The sequence below is a fragment of the Bradyrhizobium erythrophlei genome (genome assembly GCF_042430365.1).
GTDB classification, from domain to species: Bacteria; Pseudomonadota; Alphaproteobacteria; order Rhizobiales; family Xanthobacteraceae; genus Bradyrhizobium; species Bradyrhizobium erythrophlei.
In genome coordinates this window covers 24,163-50,377 of record NZ_JBHMET010000199.1, presented here as the reverse complement: position 1 = coordinate 50,377, position 26,215 = coordinate 24,163, and the positions used below count along the sequence as shown (strand labels likewise).

Sequence of the window (26,215 nt, the reverse complement as noted above, 5' to 3'; positions counted from 1 at the left end):
GCGCGCCGGGTGGAACGATGCCTTCCTCTTCGAACTCCTCGGCCACATGCGATAGCCCTGATATTGGGGGCGGGCGGCCTCGGGAGTCCGAGAATATTCTCTGCGGCCGGAAAAGGCCGTCTAAAACCGCGCAGTGCCATGGAAGTCAGCCCTCGCGAGTCCCACCAAAGAGAGCAACTTGCGGTAGGTATAGTTAGCAAATCGTTAATGGCGCCCGTTGCGCAAAGCTATCCACCGATTTCTGATCGTGCCAACGGAGAACTCGAAGCGGAGTGTTCTCGTCGGCGGCGTCGCGAACCCATGGCGTCGCGCGCGGATCAAAGGTCGGCAACGCGGCGTCGGTAGATGTCTTCTCCGTATCACGGTCACAACACGTGTACCGATCCAGCCGGAGCATCGGGCCCTCGGAAATCCCGCTGATTTGGCCGCAAGCGCGGACCGGGCTCTATGGCATAAGTTTGGCGTTCGACCCGCTATAATTCTCCCGCGTCGAATTGCAGGCACCGGGAGCGACCGATATACCCGACGACCTATGTGGCAGCGCAGCGGGTTCAGAATGAGCCCGTAATCGCCACGGGACTTGGTCGATGCGATTCCTGTTACGGTTCTTTGGCTTTCTGTTCACGGCAGGATCGATCCTGTTCCTGGTCGGCCTTGCGGGTATCGCGGGCCTGTTCTGGCATTTTTCCAAGGACCTGCCGGATTACTCGCAGCTGCAGAATTACGAGCCGCCGGTGATGACCCGGGTGCATGCGGCCGACGGCTCGCTGCTTGGCGAATTCGCCAAGGAGCGCCGGCTTTACCTGCCGATCCAGGCGGTGCCGAAACTCGTCGTCAACGCGTTCCTCGCCGCCGAGGACAAGAATTTCTACGAGCACGGCGGCATCGACTATACCGGCATGGCGCGCGCCGGCGTCGCCTATATCCAGAACTTCGGATCGAACCGCCGGCCGCAGGGCGCCTCCACGATCACCCAGCAGGTCGCCAAGAACTTCCTCCTGACCAACGAGGTGTCGTTCACCCGCAAGATCAAGGAAGCCTTGGTCGCGATGCGAATCGAAAAGGCCTATTCCAAGGACAAGATTCTCGAGCTCTATCTCAACGAGATCTATCTCGGCCTCGGCGCCTACGGCATCGCTGCGGCTTCGCTGGTCTATTTCGACAAGCCGGTGAACGAGCTGACGGTCGCGGAAGCCTCCTATCTGGCGGCACTGCCGAAGATGCCGACGACGCTGCATCCGGTGCGCAACCGGGCGCGTGCCATCGAGCGGCGCAACTACGTGATCGATCGCCTGCAGGACAATGGCTGGATCACCCAGGCCGAGGCCGACAAGGCGCGCAAGGAGCCGCTCACCGTCACCAACCGCACCAACGGTGCGCATACTTTCGCCGGCGAGTATTTCTCCGAGGAGGTTCGCCGCGACATCTTCGAGCGCTATGGCGAGAAGAAGCTCTATGAGGGCGGCCTGTCGGTGCGCACCTCGCTCGATCCCAAGGTCCAGGTGATGGCGCGCAAGGCCATGGTGGCGGGGCTTGTCAATTTTGACGAGCAGCAGGGCTATCGCGGCGCGATCAGCAAGCTCGATATCTCCGGTGACTGGGGCGTGGCGCTGGCTGACGTCAAGTCGCTCGCCGACATCTTGCCGTGGCGGATGGCTGTTGTGCTGGAGAGCGGCGACCAGTCGGCGCGGATCGGCTTCCAGCCGGGGCGCGAGCTCGGCGGCGCGGTCAGCAAGCAGCGCGACACCGGCCTCGTCTCGCTCGAGGGCGTGAAATGGGCGAGGGTGAAGGGCAAGGCGCCGAGCTCGGTCGCGCAGGTGCTGCAACCCGGCGACGTGATCTATGCCGACCCGCTCTACAGCAAGGACGGCCAGCGCATCGAAGGCCAGTACCGGCTGCGCCAGATCCCGGAAATCTCCGGCGCCATGGTGGCGATGGATCCGTGGACCGGCCGCGTGCTGGCGATGGTCGGCGGCTTCTCGTTCGACCAGAGCCAGTTCAACCGCGCGACCCAGGCCTACCGGCAGCCCGGCTCGACCTTCAAGCCGGTCGTCTATTCGGCGGCGATCGACAATGGCTATACCGGGTCGAGCGTCCTGGTTGACGCGCCGATCGAGATCGACCAGGGGCAGGGCGAGGTCTGGCGCCCGGAAAACTTCGATGCCGGCAAGTATATGGGGCCGATGACCCTGCGTAATGCGCTGCGGCTGTCGCGCAACACCGTGACGGTGCGGCTCGCGCAGGAGGTCGGCATGCCCTTGATCGGCGAATACGCCAAGCGCTACGGCGTCTATGACGAGCTGCCGAACTATCTCTCCTATTCGCTCGGCGCCGGCGAGACCACAGTCATGCGCATGGTCACGGCCTATTCGATGTTCGCCAATGGTGGCCGCCGGGTGAAGCCGACCCTGATCGACCGCATCCAGGACCGCTACGGCCGCACCATCTTCAAGCACGACCAGCGCGAATGCCGCGGCTGCGACGCGCCGGAGGGATGGAAGAACCAGCCCGAACCGCAGCTCGTCGATCGCCGCGAGCAGGTGCTCGATCCGATGACCGCCTACCAGATCACCGAGCTGATGGAGGGCGTCGTCCAGGCCGGCACCGGCACCGCGCTGAAGGAGGTCGGCAAGCCGATCGCCGGCAAGACCGGCACGTCGAACGAAGCGAAGGACCTGTGGTTCGTCGGCTTCTCGCCGGACCTCGTGGTCGGCCTCTATGTCGGCTACGACAAGCCGCGCAGCCTCGGTCGGAACGCACAGGCCGGCCACACCGCGGCTCCCATCGCGCGCGACTTCATGAAGCTCGCGCTGGCCGACAAGCCCGCCACGCCCTTCAAGGTGCCACCCGGCATCCGCCTGGTCCGCGTCGTCGCCAAGACCGGCCTGCGCGCAACGCCCGGTGAGACCGGCGGCACGATCCTCGAGGCCTTCAAGCCCGGCAGCACGCCGCCGAGCTATGAATCGACGACCGTTGCCGGCACCGACGTGATCGACGGCACGCAGCCGGGCGTTTCGCCGGATGCGGACCGGGCGGTGATGCGGTCGGGGACGGGCGGGCTGTATTGAGGGGTGGGTTCGGGTACCTTCGTCCTGCTTAGCTCGATCTCGGAGCCGAGTCGGCAACCGACGGTAGGAAGCCTTCGTCTGATTGCCCGTGGAACCGCGGGAGATGCCCTTGAATGCAAACGACAGTGTGCAGTCGGTGCTTCTGCTGAATGAACGCGAGGGAATAGTTCTCCCTTGCAGCACTGGTGCGTTTTCGATTGCCACGGGTCCAACCCGCAGAGTGCTCAAGCGGTACACCGGTGTGTTGGTTGTGTACCGCGACGGTTCGGTGAAGCACCTCGAATCCATATCGTTTCGGGGCCTGTGGGGGACCACCTTCTGGCAAAGGGCTTTCAGCTTGCTCAACGGCTGGACGCGCCGCGTGTCGGTGGGATTGCGACCGCTGGATATTGGCCTTGCCGAGGTTAAGAGGCTTATCGGCGAGCGAGTGCTTGCGCCGCCACCCCGAACTTCTGGAGCAGTATTTCGACGCGAAGGCGGAGCCACGGTCCGTAGTCGAGGCCGTCGCCAAGTCTGGGTCATGCACGGAGCTGTTCGACGTGCTTGGCGTTCCTGCACCTGAGAACGCGCTCGATTCTCTGACCTGACTTCAGCCGACGTCGAGCTTGAGCGCCGCGGCGAGTAGCCCGCATGAGCGAAGCGATATGCGGGTCTTGTGCGAATACTGATATCGTTTCGCTTATCCGGGCTACGAGGACCGACCTCTGGCGGGAGACACCATTGGGTCATCGGGCCGAAAACGAGGCCGGGATTCGCCCTCCATTTTCGCGCCCATTCCGCGCCATCAATGCTTGCCAAGCCGGGGACCGAGCGGGTAGAAGGTCGCACTTGCGAGGGCGCTGATTTGCCAGCCGCCCGGCGCAACGAGATTGCCCGGTCATTCAGCTAAGCTATTGATACCGCAGAGCAATTCTTGGGGAATGGTGTAACGGTAGCACAACAGACTCTGACTCTGTTTGTCTTGGTTCGAATCCAGGTTCCCCAGCCAGTCCGATCAGCGGCCTGATTGCCTCCGAAAATCCCAATAAGACCAAGCCGCGCTGGAAGCAGCACGTCCGTGGCCGCGGGCGTCGAGGCCAATGAGATGTCGCCGCGGCCGGCGATGATGTCGCAGGCGCAACCGGCTCTCACCCATCTCAATCCTTGCAACGCGGACGCGTCGCGCGCGTCCACCTCCGCTGCCCATTCCCGTTGCAGCGACTTTGGTCGCATGCAGCCATGTCCGCTGGCGCCTCAACTTGCCCGCTCCGGAGGGCCATGCAATGCTGGCACACCAAGAACAATAAACGGGGAGGCGGCGGCTCTTCGCCTGAACCTTTCCCGACGCAAACAATAAACCGGCCATGGTGGGGATCTTCGGGAGACGTCCATATGACATTGTCGAAATTCGTCGGGCTGCTTTCCGCGGCCGCGATCGCGGTGGGGCTGTCGTCGGGCGCGATGGCGCAGCAGAAGACCGTCAAGATCGGCGCGGTGTTTCCGTTGAGCGGCAATGCCGCGAGCGCCGGCGTCCACGCCAAATATGCGATCGAGGTCGCGCTCGACATCATCAATAACGCGCATCCCGAGCTCGGCAATTTCCCGCTCGCCAAAAATGCCGGGCTCGCCGGGCTCGGCGGCGCCAAGGTCGAGGTCGTCTTTGCCGACAACCAGGGCAGCCCGGCGACCGGGCAGAACCAGGCGCTGCGGCTGATCACGGAAGAGAAGGTGGTGGCGCTGACCGGCGCCTATCAGTCCGGCATCACGCTGACCGCGAGCGCAATCGCCGAGAAATACGGCATTCCTTTCCTCAACGGCGAGTCGGTCGCGGCGAACCTCACCGAGCGCGGCTTCAAATGGTTCTTCCGCACCACGCCGATCGCGACCGACTTTGCCAAAGTCTATTACGACTTCCTCACCGACATGAAGGCGTCCGGCACCAAGATCGACAATATCGCGGTGGTGCATGACACCACCGAATACGGCGCCTCCGTCGCCCAAACCATCACCGCGATCTTCAAGGAGAAGGGGCTCTCGATCGCGCAGGACGTCGCCTACACCACGAACGCGACCGACGTGCAGAGCCAGGTGCTGCAGCTCAAGGAGAAGAAGCCCGACGTCGTCATCATGATCTCCTACACGTCGGATGCGATCCTGTTCGCCAAGACGATGCAGGCGCTCGACTACAAGCCGCCGATGCTGCTCGCCGACGACGCCGGCTATTCCGATCCATCCTTCATCAAGGCGGTCGGCAAGATCTCGATCGGCGCGTTCAACCGCTCGTCCTGGAGCGTCGGTGCGCCGGGCTCGGCGACCGCTCTGATCGCCAAGATGTACAAAGAGAAGAGTGGCGACGAGATGGACGACACCGCGGCGCGCGAGATGCAGGGCTTCTTCGTGCTGGTCGACGCGATCGACCGCGCGGGCTCGACGGAGCCGGCGAAAATCCAGGCGGCGCTGAAGGCGACCGACCTGAAGCCCGAGCAGCTGATGATGGGCTACAAGGGCGTCAAGTTCGACGACAAGGGCCAGAACATCCTGGCCTCCGGCCTGATCATCCAGTTGCAGGACGGCGAGAACTACGTCGCGGTATTCCCGAAGGCGAATGGCGAGAAGCCGCCGGCGATGCCCTACAAGGGCTGGTAATGGCGTGGAAGGGGCCGCAGCCTTTTCACCTCTCCCGCTTGCGGGGGAGGTCGGATCGCATCGACAGATGCGATCCGGGTGGGGGCTCTCTCCCCACGAAGAGTGTCGATCGTGGAGCCACCCCCACCCCAACCCTCCCCCGCAAGCGGGAGAGGGGGCTCGATCTTTACGCGGTTGGCATCCGACCTCATCATGTCATGCAAAGACAATCCGGCGCTGATCCATGTCCATTGTCCTTGTCCAGGTGATCGTGGGGGGCCTCCTGCTCGGGGCCGTCTACGCGCTGTTCTCTTCCGGCCTGACCTTGGTGTGGGGCATGATGAACGTGGTCAACTTTGCCCACGGCGATTTCGTCATGCTCGGCATGTATGTCGCCTACGTGGTCTACACGCTGCTCGGTGGTGGGCCACTGATTGGCGCGCCGCTGGCGACGCTGTTGCTCGCGACGCTCGGCATCATCGTCTACTTCGGCCTGATCCGCGACATCATGAAGGGGCCGATGCTGGCGCAGATCCTCGGCACCTTCGGGCTCGCGCTCTTGTTGCGCTACTCGGTGTTCTGGTGGTTCGGCGCCAACTTCCTGTCGCTGCCGGAAAACCTCGTCGGCGGCACCTTCGACATTTTGGGCATCCGCATCCAGGCCTCGCGGTTATTGGCCGGCGTCGTCGCGCTGTTGGTCACGCTTGGTCTGCACCTGCTTCTAACGCGATCCACGCTGGGGTCGCGGATGCTCGCGGTCGCCGAGGATTCCACCGCCGCGCAACTGATGGGCATCCGGCCCGACACCATGCAGGCGATCGCCTGGGCGTTCGCGGCAGGCGCCACCGGACTTGCCGGCGCGCTGATCGCGACCTTCTTCTACGTGGTGCCGACGGTCGGCGAGACGCTCGCCATCGTCGCCTTCGTCACCGTCTCGCTCGGCGGCTTCGGCAGCGTGCCGGGCGCGCTGGTGGCGGGGCTTTTGATCGGGGTGATCGAGTCGCTGTCGGGCTACCTGATCGGCGCCGTCTACAAGGACATGGTGGTCTACGCGCTGTTCCTCGGCTTCCTCTGGTTCCGCCCGCAGGGCCTGATGGGCAAGACGTGATGCGCCGCTATCTCTGGCTCGCGATCGCGGTCGCGCTCGTTATCGCTTACCCCTGGGTGTTCTCGACGCCGTTCCAGCAGCGGCTCGGCGCGCTGGTCCTGCTCTATGCGATCGCGGCATCGGCCTGGAACATCATCGGCGGCTACGCCGGGCAGGTCTCGGTCGGCCATGTCGTGTTCTTCGGTTGCGGCGCCTACGCCGCGATGGGGGCCTATGCGCATTACGCGCTGTCGCCGCTGGTTGGAATCCCCGCAGGGCTCGTCGCCAGCGTTGCGATTGCCGCAGTCATCGGCGTGCCGACGCTCAGGCTGTCGGGGCACTATTTCAGCATGGCGACGATCGCGGTCGCCGAGCTGGCGCGGCTGATCGTCACCAACACCGACTATCTCGGCGCCGCCGTGGGCCTCAGCGGCCCGACGGTGCCGCGCAATGTGTTCGATCTCTCCTTCATCTCGGCGCTGCCGTATTACTACCTCTTCCTCGCCATCCTCGCGATCACGCTCCTGATCACCTGGTGGATGGCCAACAGCCGCATGGGCTTCTACCTGCGCGCCATCAAGGATTCCGAGCGCGCGGCGCGCTCGCTCGGCGCACCCGCAAGCCGCACCAAGCTCTACGCCTATATGCTGAGCGCCGGTCTCACCAGCGTCGCCGGCGCGCTCTATGCGATGATGTTCGGCTTCGTCGATCCGGAATCCGGGCTCGGCATCCTGATCTCAGTGAAGATCCTGATCATGGCTGCGCTCGGCGGCGCGGGCCTGTTGTTCGGGCCGCTGGTCGGCGCCGCGATCCTGGTGCCGCTCGAGGAAATCTCCAACAGCCTGCTCGGCGGCAAGGGGGCGGGACTGACCTTCGTGGTCTATGGCGCGATCATCGTGCTGATCGCGCGCTTCCAGCCCGGCGGCATCCTGGCGCTGATCAACCGTATCAGGGCGAAGCGCAAGGCGGTGCAGGGAGCGGCCCATGCTCCTTGAGGCGCGCGCGATCACCAAAGCCTTCGGCAGCTTCAAGGCGGTGGACGCCGCGAGCGTCACGCTGGAGGCGGGCGATATCCTCGGCCTCATCGGTCCGAACGGCGCCGGCAAGTCGACCTTCTTCAACTGCCTGACCGGCGATCTCGCCGCAACCTCGGGCAGGGTGGTGTTCGAAGGCCACGACATCTCCGAGCTGCCGCCGGAGGCGCGGGCGCGGCTTGGGCTGGCGCGCACCTTCCAGGTACCGCAGACCTTCGAGGGCATGACGGTGCTGGAGAACGTGATGATCGGCGCCTTCCTGCGCACAGCCCATCGTGCCGTGGCCGAGGCCAAGGCCCGCGCCGTGCTGGCGCGCGTCGGCATGGAGCGGCTCGCGGATGCGCCGGCGCGCGCGCTCGGCACGCCGGGCCGCAAGCGGCTCGAGATCGCCCGTGCGCTCGCGACCGAGCCGAAGGTGATGCTGCTCGACGAGGCGATGGCCGGCCTGACCCTGCACGAAGTGAATCTTGCGATCGAGTTGGTGCGCGACATCCATCGCTCCGGAATAACGTTGGTCATCGTCGAGCACATCATGGAAGTGATCATGTCGCTGGCGAGCCGTGTCATGGTGTTCCACCAGGGCTGCGAGATCGCCCGCGGCACGCCGCAGGAGGTGACCGCGAATCCGGCCGTGATCGCCGCCTATCTCGGCACCCGGGCCGCCGCGAAGGTCGCCGCCGGCCACACGCCGATCGAATTGACGGGCGGGCCCGCGACATGATTGGACCGATGTTGAAGATCGAGCATCTCGAGGTGCGCTACGGCGATCTGATCGGCGTCTCCGACGTGTCGCTGGAGGTGCCGCAGGGCAGCGTGGTCGCGCTGCTCGGCTCCAATGGCGGCGGCAAGACCACGACCTTGAACGCGGTCGCAGGCCTCATCCCCGTGCATTCCGGCACGATCAGCTTCGCCGGCGAAAAGATCGCGGGCGAGAGCGCGTTTGCGATCGTGCGCAAGGGGCTGGCGCTGTCGCCGGAAGGCTGGCGGCTGTTCGTGCAGCAGAGCGTCGAGAACAATTTGTTGCTCGGCGCAACCCCGCTGCGCGACAAATCCCGCATCAGGACGCTGCTCGAGCGCGTCTATGAGATCTTCCCGCGGCTAAAGGAGCGCCGCAGCCAGCGCGCCGGGACGATGTCCGGCGGCGAGCGGCAGATGCTCGCGGTCGGTCGCGCGCTGATGAGCGATCCAAAGCTCCTGATGCTGGACGAGCCGTCGCTGGGCCTTGCGCCCGCGGTCGTGGAAGCCATGTACGAAACCTTCGGCCGCCTGCACCGTGAGGGCCTGACCATCCTGCTCGCCGAACAGTCGATCGAGCTCGCGCTCGAAGTCTCCGACTTCGCCACCGTGTTGCAGGTCGGAAAAAGCGTGCTGTCGGGCACGGCTGCCGCGCTCGCCGAGGACCCGCAGGTGCAGAAGGCGTATCTCGGTGGGTAGATTCGGAGGATGCCCTCGACGCGATGCTGAGGTCTAATCGGGCATCCCCGCAAGGCGCAACGGCCCGACCAGCGCGTCGAGATCTTCTTGCCGGCGATACGGCAATCCCTGCGCCCAGCAGCTTGCGGTCAAGTTGGGATGACGGGCCAGCATCTTGCCTACGATGAGGCGCGCCTCGTCCTCTCTGCCGAGGTTCCAAAGCGCCGCCGCCAGAGTCGTTTGCGCAGTTAGCCAGCGCGGTCTCTCGATCAGGACCCGTGAGGCAATGTCTCGCGCGGCAACAAAATCGCCGAGGTGAAACCTCGCCCGTGCCTCGTCGACCATCGATTGATTAAGGCTGAGCGGGCTGAGCCGCTGCGCTTGCTCCTCGTATTGGGCGGATTTCCGGAAATCGCCAGCATAGCCATGAATCATTCCGGCTATATGGTAGGCGGCTGAATAACTTGGGCCGAGGGCCACCGCCTTTTCTCCGGCAAGCAATGCATCTTCATGGCGGCGCTGAAACAGGCGGGCATAGCCTATGGTCAGATAGGCTAAATAGCTGTTCGGGTCGGAGGCCAGATCACGAGCCGCGCATTCCAGTGCCGCTTCATAGGCCGTCGCTTGGTCTCCTTCCCAACCAAAACGGGCTTGGTCGATCAGAGTATAGCCCAGCAGGCAAAGCGCCGGCGCGTAGGCTGGGTTGATCGCCAAGGCCCGTTCGAACTCACTTCGCGCTTGCGCATGAGTGTGCTCGGCAAAGTTCACGTAAAGGGTTTGACCCTTGAGGAAATGCTCGTACACCAACGGGCTGCCGGAGCGTTTGTGCCACACCCGTGCCTGCTCGCCAAACGTCAATCGAACCTCGAGCGCGGTGACGATGTCCTGCGTTATCTGATCCTGAAGCGCGAACACGTCGTCGAGATCGCCTTCAAACCGGTCCGCCCACACATGGCCGCCGTTCCGGCTGTCGATCAACTGCGCGGCCAGGCGCACGCGATTGCCGATCCTGCGGACGCTCCCCTCGAGCAGATAGCGGGCGCCGAGCAGCCGGCCGATTTCGCGGATGTCTCGCGCCTGTCCCTTGAACACAAAGCTCGAGTTGCGGGCAATGACCAGTAACTCCTGAATCTTCGACAATGTGGTCAGCACGTCTTCGGCGATACCGTCGGCGAAATATTCCTGTTCCGGGTCGCCGCTCATGTTCTGGAATGGCAAAACCGCGATCGACGGCTTGTCGGGCAGCGGCAGCGACTTGGGGTGGTCGACGCGTGCAGCCGCGTTCGGCGCATCAGCCAGCCGGCCGGCGGCGAAAGCCCTGATCGGCTCGTCGATGTTCTTGACCTGCTGCGTGCCGAGGTCGGTGAAGGCAATTGGGAGAACCTTCCTGACCTGATCATAGGTCACGCCAGAAACGCAAACGCCGCCCGGCTGCGCCAGGGCTTGCAAGCGCGCCGCGATATTGACGCCGTCTCCGAACAGATCGCCCGCGCGCACGATTACGTCGCCGACGTGGATCCCGATGCGGAAGTTGATGTGCTTGTCTGCGGAAAGGCCGGAGTTTGATCGCGAGAGTGCCGCCTGCGCTTCCACCGCGCATTGCACGGCGTCGACGGCACTGCCGAACTCGGCAAGCACGCTGTCGCCCGCGGTGTTGGCGATGCGGCCCCTGTGATCTGCGATAGCCTTGTCCAGAATGGCACGGCGTTCGGTGAGACCGGCGAGCGTGCCGACCTCATCGGCGCTCATCAGTCGAGAATAGCCCTCGACGTCGGCGGCAAACACCGCCGCTAATCTCCGATTGATCTCGATTGGCTCTGACAAGGCCTTGCCCCCTGGGGATAAGAGCCTGAAGACCGCTGCCAAACGATACGACCGATCATGTTGGACGGTCAACGGAGGACGATGCCGGGGAGAGCATCCGCGGACGGTTGGACAGCGAGTCCCGTTGCCGTGCCGCGGTGGTGACGTACCAGCGCTTTTGATCGAGCCATGGTGCGGCGATCACAACGGAAACTACGCCGTCCGCTTCTGTCCGATAGCCTCGAACTGTGCCTTCTGCGCGTCGCTCAGCGTTGCATAAAAATCCTTCAGCGCCGCGCTCACCACGGCGACGGCCTGCATCATGGCTTCGAGCCGTCCCTGCACCGCGTCGAGGCGCGCGGGCGGCGTGGTAGCGTCTTGCGGTTGGCAATGGCTGCTGAGGATGCCGATCGCCTGCGCATTGGCGTCCTGCAGCAGTTTGAGCGCGGCACGCTGAGCGTCGTTCGGGCGCAGCCGGGCCTGGATATCGTCCACCGGCAATGGCAGCGCGGCTGCCTGCGCCATGCCGCAACCCTGGGCCGACGCTTCGGTGGCGATGTTTGCCGCGGAAGCCTTGCGCCGATCCTCCGCGAGCGCGTTGAGCCGTGCCTCCTGCTCGTCGTCGAGGAGATCATAGAATTTCCCGAGCGGCGACTGCACGAGGTATCGTGCCTTGATCATCGCCTCGAGGCGCTGCTGCATAACGGTCAGCCGCTCCGGCGCGGTGAATGCCGGCTGTGCCGGGCACGACGCCCGGATGATTTGGGAGGCCGTCGCCAACGCAGTGGCAAGTTCGTCGAGCGCGGTGCGCTGCGCTTCATTGGTGAGCTGTATCGCGCGCAGCAACTGTTCGGCGGGGAGGGCGGCAATTTCGCTTGCGTCGTCGCCGCAGAACTCGAAGACGGTAGCGCTTCTGCGATGCCGTCGGCCGGACGGGCGCGGTCCGGTCAAGGCTGTGAGTTCATCGCGGCTATAGGGCGAAAACATTGCGGCATGGATGTCGCGATAACCGTAGTCCCAGAGGCCGCTGCCGTCGCCCCAGATCGCGTAGTCATAGACGTCGTAAATCGCGAACGGCCAGAACAGCGGGCCGACCCAGCCATATCCGCCGTCGGCGTGCCGCCACCATCCGTTCGTGCTGCGGCCGCCCTGCCAGGTGGCCAGCGCGGCCGCGGCGGCGATCTGCCGGCGCACCGCCGGGTTGGCCGGTCCGGGCTCCAGGGCTGCGGCGCGGACATCCTGCGGCCTGAGCGCCGCGGTCCGGATGCGGCCGTGGCGGGCATACGCCCGCGCGCGATGCAATCCGCCGAGCGACAGGACGCGGGCGACCGCAAATCGCGCGACCCCGAGCGGGCCGCCGACGCGAATATGCAATCCGGCCGAGGCCGAACTCGACAGCAGGAGCGTCAGAACAGCAACGGCAATTCCAATGCGGGTCTTCGACATGACCCCCTCCCGGGTCCCTATCGGGTCAGGTATGACGCCGGGAGGAACGAAAAGTTCCCGTGCACTTGCCCGGATCAGGGGCAGGGCACCGCGGTATCGGCTAGTTCATCTCCGCTTCGAGCAGCAGCCGCAGGCAGTCCGCGAGCCGTTTCTCCATCTCCCGGTTCCGGATCGACAGCGGCCCGGGATCGTTCAGGATGGCGTTCACCAGCGTGCCGAGCACGACCTGGAAGCCGAAAGCGATCGCGCGGGTCTTGGCGGCCTTGCGACCCTTGCCCATGGCGGGCAGCAGCAGCGGGGTGGCGCGTTCGGTCGTCGCGCGCGCGAGCGCCTTGAACGTGGTCCATTTGTCGGGCCGCGTGTTGTCGTGCTGGAGGGCGGCGCGCAGCACGCCTTCATGTGTCCTGATCCAGCCGACGACGCCTGACACGATGGCGCGGCAGCGGTCCTCGAGGCCGCGTTCGGTCAGCGGCCCGTTCCGGTCGATCGCGGCCAGATGGCGCGCGCCGTCCTGCGCGGCCAGCGCGATCAGGGCGTTGAAATAGGCCTCCTTGCTCTCGAAGCGGCTGTAGAAGGCGCCTACTGTGGCGCCGACCTGGCCGCACAGCGCCTCGATCGACAGTTCCGCGAGGCTGCGCGTCCGCAGCAGCTCGGCGCCGGCCTGAAGCAGCGCCAGCGTCGTCTCGCGGCTGCGCTTCTGGCGCGACGGCGTCACGCCCGGAAGGTCGAAATCGGCTGAGAGGGGCGGCATCGGCGCTTGCATCTCCGGGTTTTCATAATCATAATTCGGATTATCATTTATAGCAATCCGGCCCCGCGAACGGGCCGGGCCGGGAACGAGCGGCGGAGCAACCGCGGCCATCAGCCAGAGGACAGGGAGATCGCCATGAGCGAGAAGCGGGCCACGCCGTTCGGCGGCACGATCGGCAAGACGGTTGCGAACTCGAAGCCCTGGTGGCCCGATGCGCGGAAGCCGCCCGCCGGCGCGCCGAACATCCTGGTCGTGCTGTTCGACGATGTCGGCTTCTCCGATTTCGGCTGCTACGGCTCGCCGATCAAAACGCCGACGATCGACAAGCTTGCCGCCGAAGGCCTGCGCTATTCCGGCTTCCACACCACGGCGATGTGCTCGACCACGCGGGCTGCGCTGCTCACCGGGCGCAATCACCATTCGGTCGGGGTCGGATGCCTCGCCAATTTCGATTCCGGCTATCCCGGCTACCGCGGCAAGATCGCGCGCGAGGCCGGGACGCTCGCGGAGATGCTGCGGGCGCACGGCTATCGCAACTACATGGTCGGCAAATGGCACGTCACGCCGCTGACCGAGAGCGGCGCCACCGGTCCGTTCGACGGCTGGCCGCTTGGCCGCGGCTTCGATCGCTTCTACGGCTTCCTCGACGCCGAGACCGATCAGTATGCGCCGGAGCTCGTTTCCGACAACACGCATATTGATCCTCCCGGCACTTATGAGAGCGGCTATCACCTGACCGCCGATCTCGTCGACCAGTCGATCCGCTTCATCGCCGACCACACCGCTGATCGTCCCGACCTGCCGTGGCTGACCTGGCTTGCGCTCGGTGCCTGCCATGCGCCGCACCAGGCGCCCGCCGACATCATCAACGGCTATGACGCAACCTTTGCCCATGGCTGGGACGTCGAGCGCGAGCAGCGTATGGCACGGCAGAAGGCGATGGGCATGGTGCCGCAGGGCACGAAGATGCCCGCCCGCAATGACGGCGTGAAGGCGTGGAGCGAGCACTCCGCCGACGAGCAGCGCGTGTTCACGCGGCTGCAATCGGCTTTTGCCGGCATGCTCGACCATGCCGACCAGCATGTGGCGCGGCTGGTCGCATTCCTCGACAAGGCCGGCATCCGCGACAACACCCTCATCATCGTGATGTCCGACAATGGTGCGAGCCAGGAGGGTGGGCCACTCGGCTTCGTCAATGCGATGGGTCCCTACAACTTCCGGCCCGAGCCGCTGCCGGTCAAACTGCAGCGGATCGACGACATCGGCGGGCCCGACACGCACTCCAATTTCCCGCATGGCTGGGCGATGGCCTCGAACACGCCGCTGCGCCGCTACAAGCAGAACACCCATGGCGGCGGCATCCGCGATCCCTTCGTGATGAACTGGCCGAAGCGGATCACGGCGAAGGGCGAGCTGCGGCACCAGTTCGTCCACGCCTGTGATCTCACGCCAACGCTGCTCGACCTGATCGGGATTTCAGCGCCCGCGGAAATCGCGGGCTGCCCGCAAATGCCGCTCGAGGGCGAGAGCTTTGCGCGCTCGATCGACGATGCGTCGGCGCCGTCAAAGACCTCGCCGCAATATTTCGAGATGTTCGGCCATCGCGGGATCTGGCAGAACGGCTGGAAGGCGGTGTCGTTCCATCCTTCCGGCACGCCGTTCGAGAACGACAAATGGGAGCTGTTCCATCTCGATCGGGATTTCTCCGAGACAGACGACCTCGCCGCGAAGGACCCGGAGCGCCTCGCGCAGATGGTCGGGCTGTGGTGGAGCGAAGCGGAGGCGCATAACGTGCTGCCGCTCGACGACCGCTTCGGACCGCGCTTTGCCGAGAACGCCGCGCGCTTCCACGGCGCGCGCACCAGATTCACCTTCCACGCCGGCATGGGCCACGTGCCGACCGACGTCGCGCCCGATGTGCGCAGCCGCAGCTACACGATCGAGGCCCATACCGAGATCGGCGAGGAGGGCGCCGAGGGCGTGCTGATCGCCCATGGCGACGCCACCTCAGGCTACAGCCTCTACATCAAGGACGGCTTCCTGGTGCACGATCTCAATATCGGCGGCGGCCATGAGATCGTGACGTCGAGCCGCAAGGTGCCGCCAGGCGCGCACCGGCTCGGCGTACATGTCGAGCGCCTCGTGCGCAAGGAGCCGCCGGCCAAGGGCTCACGCACCGGTGTCAGCGAATACACACTGTTGATCGACGGCGAACCCGTGGGGTCGATGCAGACCCAGCTCGGCTTCCACAACTTCATCTCGTGGTCGGGCCTCGACATCGGCCGCGACCGCGGCAGCCCGGTCTCGCATTACGACGCGCCGTTCGAGTTCACCGGCCGGCTGACGCAGGTGACGGTCGTCATGCATGATGACCAGAAGCTTGACGGTGATGGCGTCGGGAATGCGGAGATGGCGCGGCAGTAGTTCCCAACGTCATTGCGACGAGCGAAGCGACGACGCAATCCAGTCAGCCGCCTACGCGGGCCCATGGATCGCTTCGCTTACGCTCGCAATGACGGGATAGGCCGGAGAGGAATCGCCCTACTTGATCTTCTCGTACACCGCCGCGAAGTCGGCGAGCGGCATCGGGATGGTGATCGTTTCTTTCGACAAGTTCTGGAACGACACCTTGAGCTGCTTGCCCGACTTCAGCGCGGCGAGCATGTCGGCCGCGATCGGCGCGTTGAGGTAGCAGCCGCGCGCTTCGCAGGTCTGGATCTGCAGGTCGACGGTCTTGCCCTCGTCGACCTGCAGCTTGGCGCCGACAGGCAGATTGAGGCCGAGCGGAAGCTGGATCAGGGCGATCGGGCTGCGGGTGTCGCCGGGCACGCGGATGTTGACGAGAACGATGAGCTGGCCGGTCTTGCTGAGGATCGCATTCTGCTCCATCGCGCATTCCAGCGGCGCGTCACGGCTCGGACTGGTGCAACGGGCGACCCAACCGGGATTGTTGGCGGGTGCGCCGTCGGCCTGCGGGGCCGCGCTCGGAGCAGGCGCGGGCGCGCTCTTGCCCTTGGGCGCCTGGGCGTGACCGAGGCCGGTCAGGCTGAATGCGACAAACAGAACAAGCAGGGATTTGGCGACAATCTTCACGGCACGTGCTCCGAAATGAACATCTCTCGGATGTGCCGGTCGTCAGCCAAAGTCAAGTCATTCGGCGGCCTGCTTGACCGAACGTTCTTCGCCTTCATGCGCGTCGTCATCGGCGCGCGGCGAACGGCCCCAGTTCGCGAACGCGTTGGAGAGGCGGTCGAGATAAAGATAGACGACGGGCGTCGTGAACAGCGTCAGCGCCTGGCTGACGATCAGGCCGCCGACCATGGCGTAGCCGAGCGGCTGGCGGATCTCCGAGCCGGTGCCGGTCCCCAGCATCAGCGGCACACCGCCGAGCAGGGCTGCCATCGTCGTCATCATGATCGGGCGGAAGCGGAGCAGCGCGGCCTGGCGGATCGAGGCTTCCGGCGTCATATGCTGGTCGCGCTCGGCGGCGATCGCGAAGTCGACCATCATGATGCCGTTCTTCTTCACGATGCCGATCAACAGGATGATGCCGATCAGCGCGATCAGTGAGAAGTCGAAGCCGGCCGCCATCAGGATCGCGAGCGCGCCGACGCCGGCCGACGGCAGCGTCGACAGGATCGTGATCGGGTGGATGTAGCTCTCGTAGAGGATGCCGAGGATCAGATAGACCACCACGAGCGCCGCGAGGATCAGCAGCGGCACGGTCGACAGCGATTGCTGGAACGCCTGCGCGGTGCCCTGGAAGCTCGAATTCAGCGTCGGCGGCGCGCCTAGCTCGAGCATTGCCTGCTGCACGGCGTCGGTCGCCTGTCCGAGCGCCACGCCCTGGGCGAGGTTGAAGGAGATGGTGATCGCGGGGAACTGGCCCTGGTGGCTGATCGACAGCGGCCGCACCGGGACGCTGGTCCAGGTCGCGAATGTCGACAGCGGCACCTGGTCGCCGGTCAGCGGCGACCTGACGTAGATCTTGTTCAGCGTGTCGATCGTGCCCTGCAGCTCCGGCAGCACCTCGAGGATCACGTGATAGCTGTTGAGCTGGGTGAAATACTGCGTCACCTGACGCTGGCCGAACGCGTCATAGAGCGTGTCGTCGATCAGTTGCGGCTGGATGCCGTAGCGCGAGGCGGTGTCGCGGTTGATCTTCAGTTCCAGCGTGGTGCCGTTGGTCTGCTGGTCGGTCGCGACGTCGCGCAGCTCCGGCAGCGTCTGCATCCTGGCGAGGATCTTCGGCGCCCATTGGTTCAGCTCGGCGAGATTGGCATCCTGCAACGTGAACTCGAATTGGGTTCGCGTCGGGCGGCCGCCGAGGCGGACGTCCTGCGCGGCCTGCATGAACAGCCGTGCGCCCTCGACCTTCTCGAGCTTCGGCCGCAGACGGGCGATGATCTGCTGCGCGCTGGCATCCCGCTCGTTCCGCGGCTTCAGCGAGATGAACAAATTGCCGTTGTTGCCGGCGCGGCCGCTGCCGCCGATCGCCATCGCGACCGACGCTACGCCAGGGTCGCTCATCACGATCTGGCCGAGCGTCTCCTGCTTGCGCTTCATCTCCGCGAAGGAGATGTCCTGGTTGGCTTCCGACGTCGCCGTGATCAGGCCGTTGTCCTGCTGCGGGAAGAAGCCCTTCGGAATGATCACGAACAGGTAGACCGACAAAGCGAGCGTGGCGAAGAAGACCATCAGCGTGGTGAACTTCCAGCGCAGCGCGAGGTCGAGGCCGCGTTGATAGCCGCGCAGCATGGCGTCGAAACCGCGTTCGCTGAGCTGGTAGAGCCGGCCGTGCCTTTCCTCGTCATGGGCGCGCAGGAAGCGCGACGCCATCATCGGGGTCAGCGTCAGAGACACGAACATCGAGACGAAGATGGTCATCGCCAGAACCACCGCGAACTCGCGGAACAGGCGGCCGATGATGCCGCCCATCAGCAGCAGCGGGATCAGCACCGCAACCAGCGAGATCGAGATCGAGAGGATGGTGAAGCCGATTTCGCTGGATCCCTTGAAGGCTGCCGCCAGCGGCTTTTCGCCCTCCTCGATGTAGCGGCTGATGTTCTCCAGCATCACGATGGCATCGTCGACCACGAAGCCGACCGCGATCGTCAGCGCCATCAGCGACAGATTGTCGAGCGTGTAGCCGAAGACCCACATCAGCGCGCAGGCACCGAGCAGCGCCAGCGGCACCGTCACGGCGGGGATCACGGTTGCCCAGAAGCTGCGCAGGAAGACGAAGATGACCATGACGACCAGGACGATGGTCAGGAGCATGGTGAACTGCACGTCCTCGACCGCGGCACGGATCGTGATGGTGCGGTCGCTTATCAGCTCGATCTTGATCGCGGGCGGGATTGCCGCGACGAGCCGCGGCAGCGTCGCCTTGATCTTGTCGACGGTATCGATGACGTTGGCGCCAGGCTGCTTGAATACGACCAGGAACACGCCGCGCTGGCCGTTGGCCCAGGCCGCCTGCTTGGCGTCCTCCGGACCGGTGACCGCCTGGCCGATGTCACGAATCCTTAAGGGGCCGCCGTTGCGATAGGCGATGATGACGTCGTTCCAGTCCTTGGAGTCCAGCAACTGGTCGTTGGCATAGATGGTGTAGGCGCGGGTGGCGCCGTCGATATTGCCCTTCGGGCTGTCGACCGTCGTGATCGCGATCGCGCCGCGGACATCTTCGAGCGACAGGCCCTTGGCGACGAGCTTCGCCGGATCGATCTGGACGCGGATGGACGGCTTCTGCTGGCCGCCGATGATGACCTGGGCCACGCCGGAAATCTGGCTGATCTGCTGGGCGAGCTGGGCGTCGACGGAATCGCTGACGGTGGTCAGCGGCAGCGTATCCGAGGTCGCCGACAGGATCAGAATCGGCGAGTCGGCAGGGTTGACCTTGCGATAGGTCGGCGGCGAGGGGAGGTTCTTCGGCAACTGGCCGCTGGCGGCGTTGATGGCGGCCTGCACGTCGTTGGCGGCGCCGTCGATCGAGCGGTTGAGGTCGAACTGGATGGTGACCGATGCCGTGCCGAGATAGCTCGTCGAGGTCATCTGCGCGATGCCGGGAATCTGCGCGAACTGGCGTTCCAGCGGTTGCGCCACCGAGGTCGCCATCGTCTCCGGGCTGCCGCCCGGCAGGTTGGCGGTGACCTGGATGGTGGGGAAATCGACCTGCGGCAGCGGTGCGACCGGCAGCAGGGGATAGGCGACCAGGCCGACGAACAGGATGCCGGCCATCAGCAGCGAGGTGCCGATGGGGAAGCGAATGAAAGGTGCGGAAATGCCGTCGCTCATTCCTGCTTGACCTTCGCTTGCGGCTGATCCGAGCTCGCCACCGCCGTCGTCACCAGCGTGCCCGGCGAGACCTTGTACTGCCCCGACGTGATGACCTGCTGCCCCGGCGACAGCCCTTCTTCGATCACCGACTTGCCGTCGATCGACTGGCTGACCTTGATCCGGCGCAGCTCGGCCTTGTTCTCCTGGTTGACCGAGTAGGCGTAGAGGCCGTCGGTGCCGTGCTGGACGGCGTCGTCGGGAACGACGGTCGCCCCCTGCAGCGTCCGCACCAGAAGCCGGGTCGAGACCGACTGTCCGGGCCACAGCGCGTGGTCCTTGTTGTCAAACACGGCCTTCAGCCGAATAGTTCCGCTCGTCGTGTCGACCTGGTTGTTGATCAGCGCCAGCGTGCCGGTGGACAGCACGCGCTTGCCATCGGTCGTGAGCGCAATCGTCTTCGGCGGTGCCACTGCGAGCGCCGCCTTGATGTCGGGCAACTGGTCCTCGGGCGCGGTGAAGATCACCGCGATCGGCTCGATCTGGGCGATCGAGACGATGCCGGTCTGGGTCGCGGCGTTGACGATGTTGCCGATGTCGACCTGGCGGAGGCCGGCGACGCCGGAGATCGGCGACTTGATGCTGGTGTAGTCGAGCTGGGTCTGGGCATTGGTGATCGCGGCCTCGTCGGCAGCGATCTGCGCAGTCAATTGCGCAACCGTCGAACGCTGGGTGTCGAGCAACTGCCGGGTCGCGTACTCGCCGAGCTTGGTGGTGCGCTGCAGATCGAGATTAGCATTGGCAAGATTGGCCTCATCCTGGGTCCTTTTCGCCTTGGCCTGGTCGAGCGCGGCCTGATACGGCCGCGGATCGATCTCGACCAGCGTGTCGCCTTCCTTGACGAACTGGCCTTCCTGGAACGCGATCCTGATGATCTGGCCGTCGACGCGGGTGCGGACCTGCACGGTGTTGAAGCCCTGCACGGTGCCGAGGCCGGTCAGGTAGACCGGGAAATCGGCTTTCTCGACCGGCGCGATCTTCACCGGAACCGGCGGCCGCACTGCGGCGCGCTTCTGCGCGGCCTCGGCGGCCAGCTTGTCGCCCGCATATTTCTGCCAGCCAAAGTAGCCCGCGGCGCCGATCGCAGCGATCAGCAAGACCCAACTGATGGTGCGCGACTTCGACATGCAGCCTCTTGGGTTCGACGAACAATAATGGGTGATCGAAACGGTTCCCAGCACTTGCGCGTATAGTATGCGTGCACTTTATGTGTAAACACACTAAGGCTTGAGAATCCTAAACATTTGGAAAGGTTTAGGCCAGAAACAAACGGAAACGCTGGGGGCTCGAAGTGATGTCATGTCGCTCGATTTGAAACGCCAGCTCGTAGCACAGCTCGTCGAGAGCTCGCGGCTCCTGCGCAATTACATCGACCATCGCGCCAAGACGCGCGGCACCACCCGCGCGCAATGGATTGTCCTGTTCCGGTTGCGCGAGCAGGAGGGGCTGACGCAGGTCGATCTCGCCGACGTGCTCGAACTGCAGCCGATCTCGCTGGTGCGGCTGCTCGACCGCCTGGTCGAGCACGGCCTGCTGGAGCGCCGGCCCGATCCGAAGGACCGCCGCGCCAACCGCCTGTTCCTCACCAAGAGCGGGCGGCAGCTCGTCGACGACCTCGACGGCCTGCGCGACGCGATCGCCGGCGACGTGCTGCGCGACGTTTCGACCGAGCACATCCAGACCAGCCTCGCCACGCTCCACGCGGTCAAGGACCGCATCAAGGCGCTCGGTGGGGCGGAGAGCATCGCCGCCAAGTAGCAGATGCGTTCGGCCGACGCCGCGCCGCGATCCCGTCAACCGGTTCGAGGTGGTTGAATCGCGAATCGATGTCGTCCATATCGCGCGCTCCGATCTTGCGAGACGAGGAGTGTGGTGATGGACGAGCTGAACGGACGCATGATGGCCTGCCAGATCATGATCACGGGCCTGATCGCGCGAGTCGCCAACAACTCGCCGGATCCGTTGCGCTTCCTCACCGACTTCCGCGACGAGATCAAGGCCGTCATCAATGGCATCAACATCGCAGGGATGGAGAACACCGCGCGGGTGCGACAATTTGCCCAGATTTCCGTCGACGAGATGTTCTCGCTGATGAAGCCGCCGAGTGCGGATTGATGCTGCGGAAAGCCCTTCGTCCACCGTCATTGCGAGCGCCAGCGGAGCAATCCATCGCGCCACAAGCTGAGGTGCGGATTGCTTCGTCGCTTCAGCGCAAAATTGCTTTGCAATTTTGTCGCGAGCTCCTCGCAATGACAACATTTCTATTTTCGCGTGACTCATTAGAACGATTATTAGAAGACCTACAAAGTAGATTTAGAACGCTTACAGACTCAATTTAGAATCGCTTTGAATTTGGACGATTCAAGCGCGCTGTTGCGCCATTCGCATTGACCCAATTTTTCACGCTCGATAACCCCTGACAAAGACAGTTCGTTGCGCGTCAAAAGGTGCGCGCACCTGTGGAATTTTCTGGGGGCACTTGATGAGCAATGTGAAGGCACCGAGGTCGCTGCGTTTCGATGCGGCGCTCGTCGCAGGGAACGACAACTCAAACTATAGTGGCACGAAGGTTTCCGCAGTCGCAAGCCTGATTGCCGTTGCATCGTTCTCCGGTGCCGAGGCGCAGCAGTCCAACCTCCCGCCGGTGACGGTCGATGCCCCGGTCGCTCGCCCGCGTCCTGCTGCGTCAAAGCCCACGCCGGACCATGTCCGCGCCCGCACCGCACTGCGCCGTGCTGCGCGCAGCTCGCAGCCGGCGCAGGCGACCGCCGTGCCGTTTCCGAATGCCGGCGGCCTGCGCGCCGACCGCAACCCCTATGCGGACGCGGCCGCGCCCTACAAGGTCGACCACCTGCAATCGTCGGGAAAATTTCCCGAGCCGCTTTTGAACACACCGAAGACGGTGACGGTGCTGTCGAAGGAAGTGCTGGAAGACAAGAACGCCACCACGCTGAAGCAGGCCGTGCTCTCGACCGCCGGCGTAACGCTCGGCACCGGCGAGGGCGGCAACGCCTTCGGCGACCGCTTCTTCATCCGCGGCTTTGACGCGCGCAACGACGTGTTCCTCGACGGCGTCCGCGACGCCGGCGTCAGCGTCCGCGAAAACTTCTTCACCGAGCAGGTTGAGATCCTGCGCGGTCCCGGCTCGTCGTTTGCCGGCCGCGGCACCACCGGCGGCGCGATCAACATCGTCACCAAGCAGGCGACGACGGAGAAGAGCTTCTACAACATGGATACGACTTTCGCGACCGACCACACCAAGCGCGTGGTGCTCGACGTCAACCAGGTGATCAGCCCGACGCTCGCGGTGCGCGCCGGCGGCCTGTTCCAGGATGCCGGCGTTGCCGGCCGCGACTACGTCAAGGACGACCGCGACGGTGGATTCATCGCCGCGAAGTGGACGCCGCTTGATACGGTCAAACTCTACGCGAACTACATCCACACCAATCTGCACGGCCTGCCGGACTTTGGCGTGCCGTACTACCGGCCGGGCGCCCCGAAGTCTCAATACACCAGCACGGATGGGGGCCCCTATACCGACTTCGGCGTCAACCGAAATACGTTCTACGGTTTGGTGAATCGCGACTACTACAGCATCAAGCAGGACATTGGCACGGTCGGCGGCGAGGTCGCGATCACCCCGGATCTGGCGCTGAGCAACAAGACGCGGTATCAGCGCTCGGTGCTCGATTATATCGGCACGCTGCCGGAAGGGCCGAACGTCGCGGCGGGCACGGTGAGCCTCAATCCGCAGAGCCGCTATCAGGTCACCGAGAACGTCGCCAACCAGACCGAAGCGACCTACAAGTTCAGTGTCGCAGGCTGGAAGAATACGGCGCTCGGCGGCGTCGAGGTTTCGCGCGAGATCGCAAGCATCGACAAGTATACCGGATTGAGCTCGGAGCAGCTTCCGGGCGGCATGGCATCCGGATCGATACCCAACGTCAACGTCTTCGCGCCGCAGTTCACGTTTGCCAATGTCGGCACCAACCCGACATGGGCCGGACTGCCGACCAAGACCGCGATCGATACCAAGAGCGTGTATCTCATCGACTCCGCCAACTACAATGATTTCGTCATCCTCAACGGTGGCGTCCGTTTCGACGACTACACCATCCGGCTCAGCGGATTCGGCACGCAGAACAACGTTCCGAACTCCTTCGGTGCGCAGGAGCAACACTACGGGCTGCCGAACTTCAACCTCGGCGTCACGCTGAAGCCGCTGCCGATCGGGAGCGTCTATGCTGCCTATGCGACATCATCCAACCCGGTCGGCTCTGAATTCGATGGCTCCAGCGCACAGTATGGCGGTCTCGCGCCCGTCCTCAATGGAAACCCGAACCAGATCTTTGGCCCGGAGAAGAACAAGGCGATTGAGGTCGGCACCAAATGGGAGCTGTTCGACCGCCATTTGCTGCTGACTGCGGCGCTATTCCAGACCGAGAAGGAAAACGCGCGAGAATCGCAAAATGTCGGTAGCGCTACCGCGGCGGCTGCGATTCCGGGCTGTTCGTACAACCTGCCGGCGGGGTCGGGTAACGTATCCTGCATCACTGCCGGTGCCGCATACCGCATCCGCGGCATCGATCTCGGCGTTGGCGGCAAGCTCACCGACAAATGGAGTGTGTTCGGCGGGCTCGTGCTGATGCAATCCGAAGTAACGAAGTCGCTCGTACCGTCGGCGCAGCCGTTGCTCTATCCGACCAATGTCGGGCGTCCGCTCGCCAACGTCGCGCATCAATCGTTTAGCCTCCTCACAAAGTACCAGCTGACCGACGTCTGGGAGATCGGCGGACAGGCGGTATATCGCTCGAAGATGTACGGCGGCACCTTCCTCGCGGCGAACCAGGGCACGGTGCTCCCGAGCTATTCGCGCTTCGACACCTTTGTGGAAGCGAAGATCGATCCGAACTGGACGGCAAAGCTCTACGTCGCCAACATTACCAACAAGCTCTACTACGACGCGCTCTATCAAAGCGCGACGCCATTCGTGTTCGTGGCGCCAGGCCGCAGCGTGAGCATGATCTTGTCGGCGCGGTTCTGATGCTGATCTGTGTTCCCGATGTGCTTGATAAGCATGATGTGGCGGAGTTCCGCAGCATCATGGACGCCAGCGCCTGGGAGGACGGCCGCTCGACCGCGGGTGCCGCCTCGGCCCTGGTCAAGCGCAACGAGCAATTGCCGCCCGACAGCGAGGTGGCGCGGCAGCTCGGCAACCGCATCCTGTCGGCGCTGTCGGCGAGCCCGCGCTTCATCTCGGCCGCGATCCCGCTCAAAATCTTTCCACCGTTGTTCAATCGCTACGCGGCATCCGACCGGCACCATTTCGGATTGCATGTCGACAATGCGGTGCGGGGCGACCAGCTCACGGGCCTGCGCATCCGCACCGACCTGTCGGTCACGCTGTTTTTATCGGAGCCGGACGAGTACGACGGCGGCGAGCTGGTCGTCGAGGACCTCTACGGATCCCATGAAATCAAGCTTCCGGCGGGCGCTCTCGTGCTCTATCCTGCGTCCAGCCTGCACTTGGTCACCCCGGTCACGCGGGGCACGCGGGTTGCGTCTTTTTTCTGGCTCCAGAGCATGGTACGTGATGCTCACGCCCGCAGCCTGATCTTCGATCTCGATACGGCGATCCAGGCCCTGGTAGAACGGCTGGGGCGCGATGACCCCGAAACGGTCAAATTGACCGGCATTTATCACAACCTGATCCGCCACTGGGCCGAAGTATGAAGACATCCATGTTCCGCGCTGCGTCCATTGCGATCGCCACGGTGGCCGTGCTGACGCTGGTCGCGCCGTCCTCGGCGCAGCAGCCGGCGCCGCAGGGGCAGGCCACGGCCGCGCCAGCTGCAGCACCGGCGCCGGTTCCGGCTCCCGTGGCGCCTCCGTCTGCCGCCGCTGCGGCGCCGCAGTCTGCAGCTGCATCCGCGGAGGGCGAGGGCAGGCTGTCGAAGGCCACCGCAACCGGCATGCGCGAGCTGTCGCCGTGGATGATGTTCTGGAACGCCGACATCATCGTCAAAGCCGTGATGATCGGCCTTGCGTTCGCCTCGCTCGTGACCTGGACGATCTTCATCGCCAAGATGATCGAGCTGACGCTGATCCAGAGCAAGCTGCGCGGCGCGCTTGCCAAGGTCGGCGAGGCGCGCTCGCTCGCCGAAGCGCAGCTCGCGCTCGGCGGCAAGGGCAGCGTGTTGTCGTCCTTCATCGCGGCCGCGATGCGCGAGGGACGGTTGTCGGCCGGGATCTCCAGCGACAACGGCATCAAGGAACGCGCGGCGTCGAGCTTCGCCGAGATCGTGCGCGCCGAGGCGCGCCGCATCCGGCTTGGCATGGGCCTGCTTGCGACGATCGGTGCAACGTCGCCTTTCGTCGGACTGTTCGGCACCGTCTGGGGCATCATGAACAGCTTCATCGGCATCTCGAAGTCGCAGACCACGAACCTTGCTGTGGTTGCACCTGGTATCGCCGAAGCGCTGCTTGCGACCGCGATCGGCCTCGTCGCAGCGATCCCGGCAGTCATCATCTATAACCACTTCACGCGCCTCACGAAGGGCTATCTCGAGCTCGTCAACCGCGCCTCGGGCGCGGCGGCGCGGCTGTTGTCGCGCGATCTCGATCGCACCCATGTCAGCGTGCCGCACGGGCGCGCTGCAGCAGCGGAGTAGGC

Annotated in this window: 18 protein-coding genes and 1 tRNA gene; 13 read left to right on the top strand and 6 right to left on the bottom strand. The window is 64.5% G+C overall.

Annotated features, from left to right (window positions below; translation table 11 throughout):
* Nucleotides 1-587: 587 nt before the first annotated feature.
* From ACFFWD_RS29180 to ACFFWD_RS29150, 7 genes are all read left to right on the top strand, one after another.
* Entirely contained in the window at nt 588-3,068 is a 2,481-nt protein-coding gene (locus tag ACFFWD_RS29180; RefSeq protein WP_376971198.1) for a penicillin-binding protein 1A, read from the top strand.
* A gap of 914 nt (nt 3,069-3,982) precedes the next feature.
* A tRNA-Gln gene (locus ACFFWD_RS29175) sits at nt 3,983-4,056 on the top strand.
* 383 nt (nt 4,057-4,439) lie between these two features.
* A complete protein-coding gene (locus ACFFWD_RS29170; protein ID WP_376971196.1) occupies nt 4,440-5,693 on the top strand; it encodes an ABC transporter substrate-binding protein in 1,254 nt (417 codons plus the stop codon).
* Nucleotides 5,694-5,916: 223 nt separating this feature from the next.
* On the top strand, nt 5,917-6,780 hold the full coding sequence (locus tag ACFFWD_RS29165; protein WP_376971194.1) for a branched-chain amino acid ABC transporter permease: 864 nt from the start codon (nt 5,917-5,919) through the stop codon (nt 6,778-6,780).
* Nucleotides 6,780-7,754, top strand: a complete 975-nt coding sequence (locus tag ACFFWD_RS29160) for a branched-chain amino acid ABC transporter permease (protein WP_376971192.1) — start codon at nt 6,780-6,782, stop codon at nt 7,752-7,754. Before ACFFWD_RS29165 ends, ACFFWD_RS29160 begins: the two co-directional genes overlap by 1 nt.
* Nucleotides 7,744-8,514 carry an ABC transporter ATP-binding protein gene (locus tag ACFFWD_RS29155; protein WP_376971190.1) on the top strand — a complete coding sequence of 257 codons (771 nt, stop codon included), beginning with the start codon at nt 7,744-7,746 and terminating at the stop codon, nt 8,512-8,514. The genes ACFFWD_RS29160 and ACFFWD_RS29155 overlap by 11 nt, the downstream gene beginning before the upstream one ends.
* Entirely contained in the window at nt 8,511-9,227 is a 717-nt protein-coding gene (locus tag ACFFWD_RS29150; protein ID WP_376971188.1) for an ABC transporter ATP-binding protein, read from the top strand. Before ACFFWD_RS29155 ends, ACFFWD_RS29150 begins: the two co-directional genes overlap by 4 nt.
* A 33-nt stretch (nt 9,228-9,260) precedes the next feature.
* On the opposite strand, the gene ACFFWD_RS29145 is transcribed toward ACFFWD_RS29150, so the two are convergent.
* From ACFFWD_RS29145 to ACFFWD_RS29135, 3 genes are all read right to left on the bottom strand, one after another.
* Nucleotides 9,261-10,991, bottom strand: a complete 1,731-nt coding sequence (locus tag ACFFWD_RS29145; RefSeq protein ID WP_376971186.1) for an adenylate/guanylate cyclase domain-containing protein — start codon at nt 10,989-10,991, stop codon at nt 9,261-9,263.
* Between the two features lie 231 nt (nt 10,992-11,222).
* The gene (locus ACFFWD_RS29140; protein ID WP_376971184.1) at nt 11,223-12,455 is read right to left on the bottom strand and encodes a Spy/CpxP family protein refolding chaperone; all 1,233 of its coding nucleotides are present in this window, start codon (nt 12,453-12,455) and stop codon (nt 11,223-11,225) included.
* A 100-nt stretch (nt 12,456-12,555) separates the two neighbouring features.
* Nucleotides 12,556-13,206 (bottom strand): TetR/AcrR family transcriptional regulator, encoded by a 651-nt coding sequence (locus ACFFWD_RS29135; protein WP_376971182.1) that lies wholly within the window; start codon nt 13,204-13,206, stop codon nt 12,556-12,558.
* A gap of 135 nt (nt 13,207-13,341) precedes the next feature.
* Here ACFFWD_RS29135 and ACFFWD_RS29130 point away from each other — a divergent pair, with 135 nt between their 5' ends.
* A complete protein-coding gene (locus ACFFWD_RS29130) occupies nt 13,342-15,630 on the top strand; it encodes an arylsulfatase (RefSeq protein ID WP_376971180.1) in 2,289 nt (762 codons plus the stop codon).
* A gap of 117 nt (nt 15,631-15,747) precedes the next feature.
* Here the strand turns inward: ACFFWD_RS29130 and ACFFWD_RS29125 are convergent, their stop codons facing one another.
* The 3 genes from ACFFWD_RS29125 to ACFFWD_RS29115 all read right to left on the bottom strand — a co-directional run bounded on the left by ACFFWD_RS29125 (nt 15,748) and on the right by ACFFWD_RS29115 (nt 20,669).
* Nucleotides 15,748-16,293 carry an invasion associated locus B family protein gene (locus ACFFWD_RS29125; protein ID WP_376971200.1) on the bottom strand — a complete coding sequence of 182 codons (546 nt, stop codon included), beginning with the start codon at nt 16,291-16,293 and terminating at the stop codon, nt 15,748-15,750.
* Nucleotides 16,294-16,356: 63 nt separating this feature from the next.
* Nucleotides 16,357-19,503: a multidrug efflux RND transporter permease subunit gene (locus ACFFWD_RS29120; RefSeq protein WP_376971178.1), complete on the bottom strand. Its 3,147-nt coding sequence runs from the start codon at nt 19,501-19,503 to the stop codon at nt 16,357-16,359.
* Nucleotides 19,500-20,669, bottom strand: coding sequence for an efflux RND transporter periplasmic adaptor subunit (locus ACFFWD_RS29115; RefSeq protein ID WP_376971176.1), 1,170 nt, complete (start codon nt 20,667-20,669; stop codon nt 19,500-19,502). Before ACFFWD_RS29115 ends, ACFFWD_RS29120 begins: the two co-directional genes overlap by 4 nt.
* Nucleotides 20,670-20,841: 172 nt before the next feature.
* On the opposite strand from ACFFWD_RS29115, the gene ACFFWD_RS29110 reads away from it, so the two are divergent.
* The 5 genes from ACFFWD_RS29110 to exbB all read left to right on the top strand — a co-directional run bounded on the left by ACFFWD_RS29110 (nt 20,842) and on the right by exbB (nt 26,213).
* The gene (locus ACFFWD_RS29110; protein ID WP_376971174.1) at nt 20,842-21,300 is read left to right on the top strand and encodes a MarR family winged helix-turn-helix transcriptional regulator; all 459 of its coding nucleotides are present in this window, start codon (nt 20,842-20,844) and stop codon (nt 21,298-21,300) included.
* A 117-nt stretch (nt 21,301-21,417) separates the two neighbouring features.
* Complete coding sequence (locus ACFFWD_RS29105; RefSeq protein WP_376971172.1) at nt 21,418-21,657, top strand: hypothetical protein; 240 nt, start codon at nt 21,418-21,420, stop codon at nt 21,655-21,657.
* 367 nt (nt 21,658-22,024) lie between these two features.
* Nucleotides 22,025-24,586, top strand: coding sequence for a TonB-dependent receptor (locus ACFFWD_RS29100; protein WP_376971170.1), 2,562 nt, complete (start codon nt 22,025-22,027; stop codon nt 24,584-24,586).
* Nucleotides 24,586-25,275 (top strand): Fe2+-dependent dioxygenase, encoded by a 690-nt coding sequence (locus ACFFWD_RS29095; protein ID WP_376971168.1) that lies wholly within the window; start codon nt 24,586-24,588, stop codon nt 25,273-25,275. Before ACFFWD_RS29100 ends, ACFFWD_RS29095 begins: the two co-directional genes overlap by 1 nt.
* Entirely contained in the window at nt 25,272-26,213 is a 942-nt protein-coding gene (gene exbB / locus ACFFWD_RS29090; RefSeq protein ID WP_376971166.1) for a tonB-system energizer ExbB, read from the top strand. Before ACFFWD_RS29095 ends, exbB begins: the two co-directional genes overlap by 4 nt.
* The last annotated feature ends 2 nt before the right edge of the window (nt 26,214-26,215 follow it).

Coding starts and splice junctions, on each gene's coding strand:
- ACFFWD_RS29180 (WP_376971198.1), top strand. CDS start 588: ATGCGATTCCTGTTACGGTTCTTTGGCTTTCTGTTCACGGCAGGATCG.
- ACFFWD_RS29170 (WP_376971196.1), top strand. CDS start 4,440: ATGACATTGTCGAAATTCGTCGGGCTGCTTTCCGCGGCCGCGATCGCG.
- ACFFWD_RS29165 (WP_376971194.1), top strand. CDS start 5,917: ATGTCCATTGTCCTTGTCCAGGTGATCGTGGGGGGCCTCCTGCTCGGG.
- ACFFWD_RS29160 (WP_376971192.1), top strand. CDS start 6,780: ATGCGCCGCTATCTCTGGCTCGCGATCGCGGTCGCGCTCGTTATCGCT.
- ACFFWD_RS29155 (WP_376971190.1), top strand. CDS start 7,744: ATGCTCCTTGAGGCGCGCGCGATCACCAAAGCCTTCGGCAGCTTCAAG.
- ACFFWD_RS29150 (WP_376971188.1), top strand. CDS start 8,511: ATGATTGGACCGATGTTGAAGATCGAGCATCTCGAGGTGCGCTACGGC.
- ACFFWD_RS29140 (WP_376971184.1), bottom strand. CDS start 12,455: ATGTCGAAGACCCGCATTGGAATTGCCGTTGCTGTTCTGACGCTCCTG.
- ACFFWD_RS29135 (WP_376971182.1), bottom strand. CDS start 13,206: ATGCCGCCCCTCTCAGCCGATTTCGACCTTCCGGGCGTGACGCCGTCG.
- ACFFWD_RS29130 (WP_376971180.1), top strand. CDS start 13,342: ATGAGCGAGAAGCGGGCCACGCCGTTCGGCGGCACGATCGGCAAGACG.
- ACFFWD_RS29120 (WP_376971178.1), bottom strand. CDS start 19,503: ATGAGCGACGGCATTTCCGCACCTTTCATTCGCTTCCCCATCGGCACC.
- ACFFWD_RS29115 (WP_376971176.1), bottom strand. CDS start 20,669: ATGTCGAAGTCGCGCACCATCAGTTGGGTCTTGCTGATCGCTGCGATC.
- ACFFWD_RS29110 (WP_376971174.1), top strand. CDS start 20,842: ATGTCGCTCGATTTGAAACGCCAGCTCGTAGCACAGCTCGTCGAGAGC.
- ACFFWD_RS29105 (WP_376971172.1), top strand. CDS start 21,418: ATGGACGAGCTGAACGGACGCATGATGGCCTGCCAGATCATGATCACG.
- ACFFWD_RS29100 (WP_376971170.1), top strand. CDS start 22,025: ATGAGCAATGTGAAGGCACCGAGGTCGCTGCGTTTCGATGCGGCGCTC.
- ACFFWD_RS29095 (WP_376971168.1), top strand. CDS start 24,586: ATGCTGATCTGTGTTCCCGATGTGCTTGATAAGCATGATGTGGCGGAG.
- exbB (WP_376971166.1), top strand. CDS start 25,272: ATGAAGACATCCATGTTCCGCGCTGCGTCCATTGCGATCGCCACGGTG.